Raw genomic sequence first — 12473 nt, 5'->3', positions numbered from 1 at the left:
GGGCCGACCGGCGCACCTCCTGTTACAGTCCGAGATTGGATGATCACAGGGGGTGGCGTACGGCGTGAGTCAGCCTGGGAAGGGATACGCGCTCGATCCGGCTGAGTTCGGTCAGCTGAAGGTCACGCTCAAGGGCGCTAGCGATGCGTTGGGGCTGCGCGACTTCAAAGCGAAGGCGAGTCTCGAAGGGACGATGACCGTGCAGTCGGTCAGCCCTTACGAGAATGTGGAAGAGACCGTCGGTGGGGCGATCATGGCCCTGACGAAGTTCGTCGATGAGGACTACGCGGCGACGAGGCAGACGATGCACGACTTCATCAACCGCGTGCACGCCACGATCGAGACCGCGATCGACGTCGTCCACAAAACGCAGCAGGAATACCTCGAGGCCGAGCGGCTCGTCGGAGACAGCCTGCGCAACACGTATCCGAAATGACGCGGGGAGAGTGATATGAGCTTTCTACAGCAGGTGATCACGGACTCGCTGCTCTCGGATGCCAGAGAGATCGACGGGTTCGCCAAGAAGCACGGCGCTGGACTGCCTTCCATCGAGTCCACGCTGAGGATCATCAAGGACATCGACCCGGATGCCTTTCGCCGGATCGGCAGGGACGTCTGGGGCACCGGGCAGTCCGACGGCGCGGACGAGTTGGGCCGGGCGATCGACGGATGCGTCCGAGGCCTGGAGACAGCGTCCAACCAGGCGTCGGCGTGGACAGGTGAGGCGAACAACGCCTACACCGAGCGCATCGGCAAGATGAAGCAGGCGTTGAGCGACATGCGCAAGCCCGCGCACGATGTCGGCCAAGCGCTGGTCGACGTCGCAGACGGCTTCGAGTTCAAGGTCTCCGACCTGTGGAACAACATCTGGAGCGCGATCGGCTTCGTGTTGGGTGTCATCGGCGTGGTCGCGGGCATCATCGTCGGTATCACCGGCATCGGCGCGGTCGTCGGGTTGATTCTCGGCATTCTCGGCGTCCTGGTGGGCATGGCCGCGTGGTGGCACTCACAGAAGTTCAAGGCGGACGAGCAGATCGCCAAGTGCACCGAGGCGTCGGCGGCCGCGCTCAAGTCGATCGAGTCGCTCGGCAAGCTGCAGCCCTAGGAGAGGTCATGGATCCGCAAGAAATGGTGGCGCATGCACAGGAGCGGTTCGCCAAGATCCGGCGTGACCCCGAGAAGGCCTTGTTCAGCGAGTACAAGGGCGTGTCACCCACTGGAGCGGTCACGGTGTGGGTGGACATGATGGGCAAGCTCGTGCGTGTGCACCTGGCGCCGAACACGATGTACGAGGGCGGCGAACCATGGCTCACCACCGAGATCATGGCCGCGCACGAGGCTGCCAAGCGCGCCGCCGAGACGCTCGACTTCAGCATGGCTGATCTGGTGCAGGAACTCGACAATGCCCTCCAGCTCAAGCAACGCGTCACCGCCACGCCTGAGCCAGCGGCCGAGCGCACTACGACTCGTCGCCCCGATGACGATGACGAGTCGTTCGAGAACCGGAGCCACCTGCGCTGATATGGCGAAAACTCGCTCATCCAGCCGTGCGGTCGCGATCGCCGCTGCGTTCGCGCTCGCCGCGTTCTTCGGGCTGGCCCTCACTGGCCTCGCTCAGATCATCTCGCTCCACGGGTGGTGCGAAAGCGACGCAGTCAGGCAGATGCGCGCCAGCACCGACTTCACGGCGAAACTTCAGCTCGACGGCACGCCCGCTGTGTTGTGCCGCAACGGTTCCGCGACGCTAGAGTTGCCAATCAGCCCAGCCGTCGCCACGATCGTGTTCGCTGTGGTCGGCATGGCGATCAGCATGTTCATCGTCATCCGCACAGCACGAGATGCACGCACGGCCGCCTGACGGATCAGCGCTGCGGACCTCACCAAGGCAGGATCGGTGGCAGGTCGCTCAGAGTATTCTTCGGTCGCTTCGGCACCGGCGAGGACCCGTCGTCATCGGCCCAGCGACGGCCGTATTGGTCGGGCATCGCGCCCCAAACCCTCGAAGGCAACGGCCGGCTCGGCAGGATCCCGAGCTCGTCGAGCGGGTCGATGCTTTCGGCGCCGACGGTGCAGAGAGGCGCCCAGTCGTCGCCGAAGTCGAAGACGTACGCGAACTGGTCGCCTGGCTTCAGACGGCTCAGCTTGGTTGTCCGGCTGTCCGCCGTGCCGTCCGGCTCGACAGCCTGCTGACAGGCGTGCCGTCAGCCAGCGTGAACATGTGCAGGTGGGACAGGTCCCAGCGGGCGAAGGCGGCGTCGATGGCCTGTGCCAGCTGCAGGAACATGTGCGAGCGGGCAGCGGCGAAGACACGTGCCGGTCTCGGCCAATGGTCTTCCCCACGACCGTGAACGAGTTCCACCTGAATCGACAGCCAGGTGCGTGCCACGACCACGTTCTCTCTCACGACCTACGAACAGCGACGCCACTATCGCAGCGGTGGATGAAACACCGGGCGCCACGTCCCCGACAAACGGCCGAGGCAGTCCTGATCGAATCCGCTCAGCCCACTACGGTGGGTTTTGACAGACCGCGAACCAGGGGGTTCACAGCGTGACCATGGCCGGCCCGAGCACAGCGCCGCTGCTCAGGGAACTGATCGACATCCCACTCAGCGTCCACCGGGGTGACTTCGTCCTCAAGCTCACCGAGGGCGTCGACTCCAAGCGTGACGAGGCTTTGCGCAGCTACGTGGTCACGCCCCAGCTTCGTGTCGCCTTCGGCGAAGCGCTGGACCTGATCAACTCGGCCTCGGAGGAGCACAGCTCGAAGGCCGCCTACCTGCACGGCTCGTTCGGTTCGGGTAAGAGCCACTTCATGGCCGTGCTGCACGCCATGCTCGACGGTCACCAGGCGACGCTGGACCGTCGCGACTTCGGTGATGTGGCAGCTCGGCATAGCTGGCTCGGCACCAGGCGCTTCCTGCTGATCCCCTATCACCTCACCGGGTCGGAGAGCCTCGAGGCGGCCATCCTCGGCGGCTACGTGCACCACGTCCGGCAGCACCACCCTGACAAGACGATTCCGCAGGTCTACCGCGCGCAGGGACTCCTCGACGACGCGCGGGGACTACGCGAGAAGCTCGGCGACGAACAGTTCCTCGCCGGCCTGTCGAAGCAGGCCGACGCGACATGGGGTGACCTCGGTCAGGCGATGACGGTCGAGAAGCTCGACCAGGGCTTCGACGCGCCGATCGACAGCGACGCGTCCAACGAGCTCATCGCGAAGGTCATCGAGTCGTACTTCCCGAGCTACGTCGACTCGGTCCGTGGTGCGGCGAACGCTTTCATCCCGCTGGATCAGGGGCTGTCCGCGATCAGCAAGCATGCCAAGGGGCTCGGTTACGACGGCATCGTTCTGTTCCTGGACGAACTCGTGCTCTGGCTCGCGGGAAAGATCGGCGACCAGGCGTTCATCAGCCGCGAGACGGAGAAGGTCGCGAAGCTGGTCGAGGCGGGCGACGCCAATCGTCCCGCGCCGATCATCAGTTTCATCGCTCGCCAGCGCGACCTCCGTGAACTGGGCATCGGTGCGGAACGCACAGGCGCGGAGCTGCAGTCGTTCCACGACCGGCTGAACCACTGGGACGGCCGCATTGAGCGCATCACCCTCGAAGACCGAAACCTGCCGTTGATCGCGCAAGAACGCGTCCTCAAACCGATGCCAGGTAAGGCGGAGGTGCTGAACCAAGCGTTCCAGCGCACCAATGCGCTGCCAGGCTGGGTCCGGGACGTTCTGCTCGGCACGGGCGATGGCGATGGATTCGCACGGACGTATCCGTTCAGTCCCGCGTTCATGGACACCCTGGTGCACGTATCTTCCGCGCTCCAGCGTGAACGCACGGCCCTGTTGCTGATGCGGCAGATTCTGGTGAACCGGCGCGACGAGTTCAAATTGGGTCAGCTAGTCCCGCTGGGTGATCTCTTCGACGCGGTGGCGGACGGGGCGGACCAGCCGTTCACCGAGAAGCTCAAGCACGAATTCGATGAGGCCCGCACTCTCTACCAGCGGACTCTGCGGCCCATGTTGCTGCGTGACCGGGACCTGCGCGAGGACCAGGTCGCCGGCCACTCCGAGGCGCAACCAGGCCTGCTGCAGGCGTTCCGCAGCGACGACAGGTTGATCAAGACGTTGTTGCTTGCGGCGCTCGCGCCGGACGTCGAGGCGTTGCGTGACCTGACCGCACGCAGGCTCGCCGCGCTCAACCACGGCACCATCACCACACCCATTCCCGGCCAGGAGGTCGGCGAGGTGGTGCGCAGGCTGCGCAGCTGGGCCAGCCGGGTGGCCGAGCTGCAGGTCGGCGAGGGTAACGACCCGACTGTCCGGTTGAACCTCGTCGGCGTCAACGTCAACGCGATCCTCGAACGCGTGACCACATTGGACAATCCGGCGTCACGACGCAAGCTGGTGCGGGAGCTGCTGTTCGACGAGCTCGGGGTCAAGGACACCGGCACGATGCCGGTCGAGCACCCGGTTGCCTGGCGAGGCAGCCGGCGCATGCTGGAACTGGTGTACGGCAACGTGCGCGACCAGCAGGACCTGCGTGACGACGTCTTCGAACCGTCGCAGGAGGACCGCTGGCGGCTGTTGCTCGACTTCCCGTTCGACACGGAGACGCATTCCGCGGCCGATGACCGGACACGGGTGCTCAAGCTGCGGGAGCGTCTGGGGAACCGGTCCGCGGTCGCCTGGCTGCCGGGATTCTTCACTGCGGACGTGCTCGACAAACTGAGCCGGCTGATCCGCGTCGACTACCTGCTGCAGGACCGCAACCATCTGGAGAAGAACACCCTCAACATCGGCGCCGAGGACCGGCAGCGAGCCCGCGATCTGCTGCGCAACCTCCAAGGATCGTTGCGCAGTGAGCTGCGGGAAGCGTTGAAGAACGCATACGGCCTGGTCGCACGACCGAAGGAAGAGATCGTCCAAGACTGGCACGATCACCTCGCCAGTCTGGATGCCACGGTCAACCCGAGGCTCGACGCGGGCAGGCCGTTCGCTGACGCGCTGCGGTCGCTGGTGGACCAGCTGTATGCGGCGACCTACCCGGATCACCCTGACTTCGACCCGCAGCGAAAGGGTGACGTGGTCCGCGATGCCGACCTGCGCACCACGCTGCGGCACGTCCGTGCGGCCGCGGAAGACCCCGAAGGCCGGACCGAGGTGGACAAGCCCGACCGTGAGGCGTTGCGCCGCATCGCGCACCCTCTCCGGCTCGGTGAGGAGCACAACGGCCCGTTCGTGCTGAGCAGGCATTGGCCGAACGAGCTGGACCGCAAGGCTGCCCAGGCCGACCTCGCGGACGCGGCTCTGCTGGTGCGAACGGTTCGTGCCTGGCTGCGTGATCTCGGCATGGAACGCCGCGTAGAGAACCTGATCATCGCGACGTTCGCGGAACTCACCCACCGCGCTTGGATGCGCGCCGAACGCCGGATCGACCCGCCCGACACGCCGGACACCGTCACTGACGACATGGTGCTCTACCGGCAGGAGCTGCCTTCGGTTGACGACTGGGACATCGCCTGCAAACGAGCCGCCGCATTGACGGGCAAGGATTTGCGGACAAGCGTGATCTCACCCCGTGCCGTCGCGCGGTTCGCCCGAGCGCTGACCGGCAAGGTCGAAGAGCTCCGGCTGCCCGCGGTGGAACTGGTGGAGGTGCTCGACCAGTACTCCTCCCGCCTCGGGCTTGATCACGACAAGCCGAACGGACGCCACCCGGTCGCGGTCGCCGCGAGCAACCTGCTGATCGAATTGCACACGGTGAACGACCCCACAGCTCTGGTGGCCACCCTTGCGAAGGCCGATCTTGGTGGCGTGGAGCCCGTCGTCCTCAGCAAGTCTCTCGAAACCGCTCGTGAGGTGACGAGTGCGTTGCGAGGCGCCGACTGGGCGATCTTCGACTGGCTCGACAACCCCGCCGCCGAGCCGATCAGGGAAGCCCTGCAGGAGAGCGCGAACTCGAACGAACACGTATCGAGCATGCGCAAGGCACTGGACACGGCGAAGCGGCGCCTCATCGAGCAGGTCCGACCGGCGCCGACGCCGACACCGCCCGCACCTCCAGCCACTGGTACGTCACCCACGTCGCGGTCGCGCAGCGCGGGTCAGGCCAAGGGCCGCCTGAACGACGTGCTCTCGGAGCTGCGGGCATTCGGTGAGAAGAATCCGGATGCGACCATCGAGGTCCAGTTCCGCGTTGTGGAGGCGTCCGATGACCGCGGCTGAGCTCGGCTCGGCTATCGAGAACGCGGTCACCAGCCGGGTCGGGGATGTGATCAGGACCATCGACAGCGAGCCGAGCCGCAGCGCGGTCGGCCGCCGCGTGGTGATCGGCATCCGCACCCGTGGCGAGCCGGTGTGGACCGGACCGGCCGACGACGTCCTGCACAGCCATCCAGTTCGCTTCGTAGCCTGCCCGTCGGTTCTCTCTGTTCTCGACGCGCTGGCGGAGGCACCGCCACCTTCCGACACCTACACCGTTCTTGTCGTGCTGACCGACCGCGATGCGGGTGAGCTGGGCGACGACGTAATGGCGCGGATGCACCGGGAGCGGCTCTATGACGTCAGCAAGTACACCTTGCTCCAGGACCTGTTGCGGGCAAGGCAACTCGACCCGCAACTGCGCGGCGGCGACAACGCGTGGCTCGTCGACGCGCTGGTCGACCTCGCGCGTTCCGGTCAGCTGCCCAGCATGGTCGGCCTCACCTTCGGACGTGATGTCGCGCTGGGTCATGTCGTGCGGAACCGGTTCGCCGTCGAGCCGTCGACGCTCGACCTTGGCGGCTTGATCACCGCTTTGGACGACGTGGCAACCCGGACACGGTGGCGAGACCTGGGCGACGACGAGCGGTTTGGTATCGCCGAGCACCTCGTCGAGCGTCTCGGTGGCGCGGCAGAGGTGGTGCTGCGGCTCGCGACAAAGCGCGAGGACCTCATCGCGGAGCTCCTGGTCGCGGATGTACTGGCCCGCAGTCCGGAGGACGACCCGAAGGCTGCACACGCGTTCGGTGCTTTTGTTCATTCCCGCTTCGGTTTCGAGGAGCCTGGCAGGAACGATCTCGCGGCGGCGGGAGCGCAGGCCGTGGAGCTAGTCACCCACGCCGTCACAGATCACCTGTGGCAGCAGATCAGGTACGCGGACACACTGCTGGCTCAGCTCAACGGTGTCGCCCAAGCCCATCAGAGCCGTGTTCTGCCAAGCGGGTTCACGGCACGGCTGGAGCTCGCCGCGGAGAGCCTCGACGAGTCCGCCCTGTCCGTTGTGGACGATCATCACCTGGCAGCCGGCGAGGTAGCTCACGTCCGGCGGCTACGAGCCGCTGTGCGACTGCGTCGCTGGCTGTCGACGCCATCCCCGGAATCGCTCAACCCCGCTGCAGCGTTGCGCGCACACGCCCGAGAACTCTCCTGGGTGGACGCTGAGCTCGGACAGGTGCGCCGGGGATCGTCCAATTCCGTGGTGGCACAGGCACTCGGCGCGATCTCGAAGAAGGCAGGGGCACGCCGTGCCACGCTCGATCAGCAGTTTGTGCGAGGACTTCCCGAAGTCGCACAAACCGTCCCGGACGACGTTTGTGCGGTCGAGGACTTCCTGCCCAAGATCGTCGCGCCGCTCGTGCGCAACCACAAGGTTCTGCTGATCGTGATCGATGGCATGTCCGGTTCCGCGGCTACCGAGATCGTGAACTCGATCGCGGACAACCGGCGGCTCGGCTGGACCGAGGTCGTGCGGTCGGCAGACGGAGGCCGTGAAGCGGTCCTGGCCGCGTTTCCGACCGAGACCGCCTACAGCAGAACATCTCTGCTGACAGCCTCGTTGGTGAGTGGGACGCAGGACGACGAGCAACGGGCGTTCCCGAAACACACGTTCTGGCCACCTCGGACCCGCGCCGTTCTGGTGCACAAGGCGGGGCTCGGCGGCTCCGACGGGCGTGACCTCGGAGCGGAGATCGACGCGGAGTTCGTTCCGCGCAAGGAACCTCAGGTCATGGCCGTCGTACTTAACACGGTGGACGACGCCTTGAGCCGAGGCAGGCAGGCTGATGAGCCGGCGTGGCAGTACGAGCACGTCGCCGGTCTTCCTCAGCTTCTCGGCCGGGCCGCCGAAAACGGCTGGGTCGTGGTCATGACCAGCGATCACGGCCATGTGCTCGAGCACGGATCGAACCACCGGCCTGACAGCACAGGCGGTGCGCGGTGGCGTCTGCCCGGCGGAGACATCGGCTCGGACGAAGTCCTGTTGTCGGGACGCCGAGTGCTGGTCCCCGGTGGATCAGCGGTGCTCGCAACGAGCGAGACCGTTCGTTACGGCCCGCGGACTCACGGCTATCACGGTGGTGCAGCCCTCGCGGAGGTTGCCATCCCACTCGTCGTCCTGCTCCCACCCGGTATGGATGAGCTGGACGGCTGGGCCGTCAACTCGCTCGGCGCACCGGATTGGTGGACAGGACGGACAGCCGCACCAGTAAAGCGTCCCGTTGTGGCCAAGCCGAGCAAACGTGGCACACGGAAACCCTCTGTCGATCAGCCGGACCTGTTCGCGGCCGACGGGCCGCTGCTCTCGCGTGGCGCGCAGCTCGTCGCCTCGGAGACGTTCGTCAACACACACAAGGGACAGCCTGCGAATCGGGTGCTCAAACCTGAGGTGTTCGCCAGCGTCGTGGACGCGGTACTGGTCGCAGGCGGTCGGCTACCTGTCGCGGACGTGCTGCAGGCCGCGGGAACTCCTGGCCGCAACCCCAGGGGTCTGGTGGCCGCGCTGGGACGCGTACTGAACATCGACCAGTTCCCGGTCGTCGACCTGATCGACAACGGGCGCACGGTTCTGATCAACGAGAAGTTGCTCAACGAGCAGTTCCCGAAGGAGGGCTGATGGGAGTGATCAGCCCAGCGCGCCGGCGTGCAGTGCTGGCGGCTCTGCGCCGTGGCACGGTTCCGGAGACCGGGCTCGACCTGTTCGCGGTCGGCCTCGAACGAATCGCCCCTACGTTCGACGAAGAGCTGTCATCCTGTTCGTCCGGCGGCGCGGAGTTCAAGGCTGTCCGCGGGGAATACGGCGCAGGCAAGACTTTCCTCGCAAGGTGGCTCGCCGAGCGCGCCAAGGCTGCTGGCATGGCGGTGAGCGAGGTACAGATCTCGGAGACCGAGACGCCCCTGCACCGCTTGGAAACGGTGTATCGACGGCTCTGCGAGAACCTGACGACAGCAGTGAGTCCACCTAGTGCTTTCCGCGCGGTGCTCGACAGCTGGATGTTCGCGCTGGAGGAGGACGTTCTCGCCGAAGGTGAAGTGGACGGCGCCGACGCTGGACAGCTTGGCGCCGCGGTGGACGCGTTGCTCGAACTTCGCCTCGGAGAGATCGCCCGTACGACACCTGGCTACTCGGCCGGGCTGCGCGGCTACCGCAAGGCGGTGGCAGACGGTGACCAGGAAACAGCCGATGGTCTGGCCGCATGGCTGGCGGGCCAGCCGCACGTAGCAGCGGGAGCCAAGCGTGCCGCCGGCGTGAAAGGCGACATCGACCACTTCCAAGCGTTGGGGTTCCTGCAAGGCCTGCTGACCGTGCTCAGGGACGCCGGGCATCCGGGGCTTCTCCTGGTGCTCGACGAGGTGGAGACCCTTCAGCGGGTACGCAGCGACGCCAGGGCCAAAGCGCTCAACGCGCTGCGGCAGCTCATCGACGAGGTGGACAAAGGCAGATTCCCAGGCCTGTACCTACTTGTCACCGGCACGCCCGCGTTCTTCGATGGACGCCAGGGCGTTCAGCTGCTTCCTCCACTCGCGGGACGGCTGCACACCGATTTCACGGCGGACACCCGGTTCGACAATCCTCGCGCGCCCCAGATCCGGCTGACCGGGTTCACTATCGACCGGCTCGTCGAACTCGGTGGCCGGGTGCGGGACCTGTACGCATCAGGCTCTCCCGCAGCGGATCGAGTGAGAACCCTGGTCGACGACCAGTACCTCAAGACCTTCGCGGCCGCCGTGGCCGGCGGGCTGGGAGGCAAGGTCGGTGTCGCGCCGCGGCTCTTCCTGCGCAAGCTCGTCCTGAATGTGCTGGACACCGTTGAGCAGTACCAGGATTTCAACCCGCTCAAGGACTACGCGTTGACCATCGACCGCGGCGAGCTCACAAACGCTGAACGTGAGGCGGCCGCGGTCAGCCCGGATGACATCGATCTCGATGTCTGACATCGGGCTGGCCGCACTCCATCCCGCTGTGCAGCATCACGTGGTGAACACCTTGCAGTGGCCCGGTCTGCGACCACTGCAAGGCGCAGCCGTCGAGCCGGTGCTCGACGGGGTCGACTGTCTGCTGCTGGCTCCGACCGCCGGTGGAAAAACAGAGGCGGCAGCCTTTCCTGTTCTGTCCAGGATGGCCGCGGATGGCTGGACCGGAATCTCGGTGTTGTACGTGTGCCCCTTGCGCGCACTGCTCAACAACCTAGCGCCGCGACTGAACTCCTACGCGGCATGGCTGGGCAGAAGCGCGGACGTGTGGCACGGCGACGTGGGACAAGCCCAGCGCCGCCGGATCCTTCGGGAACGACCCGACATTCTGCTCACCACACCGGAATCACTCGAAGCCATGCTCGTATCGGCCAACATCGACACGAGGCACACGTTCCAAGACATCCGCACGGTGGTGGTGGACGAGGTGCACGCCTTCGCCGGGGACGACCGCGGGTGGCACCTGCTGGCCGTGCTGGAACGGCTGTCACAGGTCGCTGGGCGAGAGCTGCAGCGCATCGGTCTCTCCGCGACTGTAGGTAACCCCGACGAGCTCCTGGCATGGCTGCAGGGCAGCAACAGCGGTCGGCCTCGCCGGGTCGTGGCTCCTCAGGCAACCGGCGCGGTGACCACCGACATCAGCCTCGATCATGTGGGCACCATCGACAACGCGGCGAAAGTCATCACAGCGCTGCATCGCGGCGAGAAACGACTGGTCTTCGTCGACAGCCGCCGCCGAGCTGAGGAACTCGGCGCCGCGTTGCGTGCGAACGACGTAACCACGTTCCTCTCGCACTCGTCGCTTTCGGCTGCCGAACGAAAACGTTCCGAGGAGGCCTTCAGCGAGGCACGGGACTGCGTGATCGTCGCCACCTCAACGCTCGAGCTCGGCATCGACGTCGGCGACCTCGACCGAGTCATCCAGATCGACGCCCCTCAGACCGTTGCGTCCTTCCTACAGCGGATCGGTCGGACCGGCCGAAGAGCCGGCAGCAACCGCAACTGCCTGTTCCTGTGTCTGAAACAAGAAGCCGTCCTGCACGCGGCCGGCCTGCTCACCAGATGGGCTCAAGGGTGGGTCGAACCGATCACGGCACCTGCGGCGCCCAGGCACATCGTCGCTCAGCAGATTCTCGCGCTGGCGTTGCAACAGAAGACCGTCGGAGTGAGAACGTGGCGGGAGAGCTGGGGCGGCCTTCCGTTGTTCGGGCCAGACTCGACGGAGATCATGGAGCACCTGCTAACCAACGGGTTCCTGGACCGCGACGGCGACCTCGCCTTCATCGGCCCAGAGGCCGAACGGAGATTCGGCCGCAGGTACTTCTCCGATCTCACCGCGGTGTTCACCGCGGCGCCCGAGTTTCTGGTTCTGTTCGGCAAGGAGGAGATCGGCCAAATCGGTGACGACGCACTTCTGGTCGAGGTGGAAGGGCCACGGGTACTCCTACTGGCTGGCCGCGCCTGGAAGGTCAACCACGTCGACTGGAAGCGCAGGCGCTGCTTCGTCGAGCCGAGCGACCTGCCTGGCCGAGCGCGTTGGGGCGGAGGCGGCCGTGGTCTCTCCTTCGCAATCACGCGCGGTATGAGGACGGTGCTGCTCGGGACGTCCCCCGATGGTGTCGCGCTGACCCGTCGAGCAGTGACGGCGCTCAGTGAACTGCGTGAACTGCACAGCAGTCATGTCGTTGCCGACGGAACAGTCATCTCACGGTCCCCTAACGGTGACCTGCACTGGTGGACGTGGGCGGGATCAGCCGCCAACCAGACACTGCATGCGTCAGTTCCAGGTCTCGTCGATCGGCGACAGCGTGTCGGAGACAACGCGGTCCGCCTTTTCTCCGACATGAGCTTCAGCGACGTCAAGAACGCGCTTACAGGCCCGCTGCGAGAAGAGCTGCCGGAGGTAAACGAGAGTGCTGTTGAGGGGCTGAAGTTCGCATCCGCGCTCCCTGACGACCTCGCGCGTGCCACAGTGGCTGAGCGGCTCGCCGACTTTTCGAGCATGCGCGCGGTTCTCCAGGAACCACGTACCTTCATCCAAGACGACGCTCACTGAACCGTTGAATCGTTGACAGCGCGTTGCCTGTCGTAGTCACTCAGAGGGTGACTCCAGGCGATGCCGATCACGACCGTGGTTCGCGACAGGCACCGGCGTGGCCGTCCGGTGAACCCCGTCAGGAGGACTGGGCCACCTCCGCCACCTCGCTTGTGACGCGATCACACGACACCAAACGCGACGC

At 65.8% G+C, this 12473-nt stretch carries 9 protein-coding genes; 8 read left to right on the top strand and 1 reads right to left on the bottom strand.

Annotated features, from left to right (window positions below; translation table 11 throughout):
* Positions 1 to 52 precede the first annotated feature (52 nt).
* From DFR72_RS30520 to DFR72_RS30505, 4 genes are read left to right on the top strand one after another with little or no spacing between them, the layout of a single operon-like run.
* Positions 53 to 436 (top strand): hypothetical protein, encoded by a 384-nt coding sequence (locus tag DFR72_RS30520; RefSeq protein ID WP_090069472.1) that lies wholly within the window; start codon positions 53 to 55, stop codon positions 434 to 436.
* Positions 437 to 451: 15 nt separating this feature from the next.
* On the top strand, positions 452 to 1105 hold the full coding sequence (locus DFR72_RS30515) for a WXG100 family type VII secretion target (protein WP_143086864.1): 654 nt from the start codon (positions 452 to 454) through the stop codon (positions 1103 to 1105).
* Positions 1106 to 1113: 8 nt separating this feature from the next.
* On the top strand, positions 1114 to 1521 hold the full coding sequence (locus tag DFR72_RS30510) for a YbaB/EbfC family nucleoid-associated protein (protein ID WP_090069469.1): 408 nt from the start codon (positions 1114 to 1116) through the stop codon (positions 1519 to 1521).
* Between the two features lies 1 nt (position 1522).
* The gene (locus DFR72_RS30505; RefSeq protein ID WP_090069467.1) at positions 1523 to 1858 is read left to right on the top strand and encodes a hypothetical protein; all 336 of its coding nucleotides are present in this window, start codon (positions 1523 to 1525) and stop codon (positions 1856 to 1858) included.
* A gap of 279 nt (positions 1859 to 2137) precedes the next feature.
* Here DFR72_RS30505 and DFR72_RS46460 read toward each other — a convergent pair whose 3' ends face one another.
* The gene (locus DFR72_RS46460) at positions 2138 to 2386 is read right to left on the bottom strand and encodes a hypothetical protein (protein WP_211335586.1); all 249 of its coding nucleotides are present in this window, start codon (positions 2384 to 2386) and stop codon (positions 2138 to 2140) included.
* Between the two features lie 170 nt (positions 2387 to 2556).
* Between DFR72_RS46460 and DFR72_RS30495 the strand changes: the two genes are divergently transcribed.
* The 4 genes from DFR72_RS30495 to DFR72_RS30480 are packed head-to-tail and all read left to right on the top strand — an operon-like array spanning position 2557 to position 12289.
* Entirely contained in the window at positions 2557 to 6228 is a 3672-nt protein-coding gene (locus DFR72_RS30495) for a BREX-2 system ATPase PglY family protein (RefSeq protein WP_090069466.1), read from the top strand.
* The gene (gene pglZ, locus DFR72_RS30490) at positions 6215 to 8875 is read left to right on the top strand and encodes a BREX-2 system phosphatase PglZ (RefSeq protein ID WP_170176460.1); all 2661 of its coding nucleotides are present in this window, start codon (positions 6215 to 6217) and stop codon (positions 8873 to 8875) included. The genes DFR72_RS30495 and pglZ overlap by 14 nt, the downstream gene beginning before the upstream one ends.
* Complete coding sequence (gene brxD, locus DFR72_RS30485) at positions 8875 to 10194, top strand: BREX system ATP-binding protein BrxD (protein WP_090069463.1); 1320 nt, start codon at positions 8875 to 8877, stop codon at positions 10192 to 10194. Before pglZ ends, brxD begins: the two co-directional genes overlap by 1 nt.
* Entirely contained in the window at positions 10187 to 12289 is a 2103-nt protein-coding gene (locus tag DFR72_RS30480; RefSeq protein WP_090069461.1) for a DEAD/DEAH box helicase, read from the top strand. The genes brxD and DFR72_RS30480 overlap by 8 nt, the downstream gene beginning before the upstream one ends.
* The last annotated feature ends 184 nt before the right edge of the window (positions 12290 to 12473 follow it).

It is taken from the genome of Lentzea flaviverrucosa, assembly GCF_003350445.1.
Classification (GTDB): Bacteria; Actinomycetota; Actinomycetes; order Mycobacteriales; family Pseudonocardiaceae; genus Lentzea; species Lentzea californiensis.
The sequence above is the reverse complement of the archived record's forward strand: the minus strand, read 5'-3'. Positions and strand labels throughout refer to the sequence as shown.

Coding starts and splice junctions, on each gene's coding strand:
- DFR72_RS30515 (WP_143086864.1), top strand. CDS start 452: ATGAGCTTTCTACAGCAGGTGATCACGGACTCGCTGCTCTCGGATGCC.
- DFR72_RS30480 (WP_090069461.1), top strand. CDS start 10,187: ATGTCTGACATCGGGCTGGCCGCACTCCATCCCGCTGTGCAGCATCAC.
- DFR72_RS30505 (WP_090069467.1), top strand. CDS start 1,523: ATGGCGAAAACTCGCTCATCCAGCCGTGCGGTCGCGATCGCCGCTGCG.
- pglZ (WP_170176460.1), top strand. CDS start 6,215: ATGACCGCGGCTGAGCTCGGCTCGGCTATCGAGAACGCGGTCACCAGC.
- DFR72_RS30510 (WP_090069469.1), top strand. CDS start 1,114: ATGGATCCGCAAGAAATGGTGGCGCATGCACAGGAGCGGTTCGCCAAG.
- brxD (WP_090069463.1), top strand. CDS start 8,875: ATGGGAGTGATCAGCCCAGCGCGCCGGCGTGCAGTGCTGGCGGCTCTG.
- DFR72_RS30495 (WP_090069466.1), top strand. CDS start 2,557: ATGGCCGGCCCGAGCACAGCGCCGCTGCTCAGGGAACTGATCGACATC.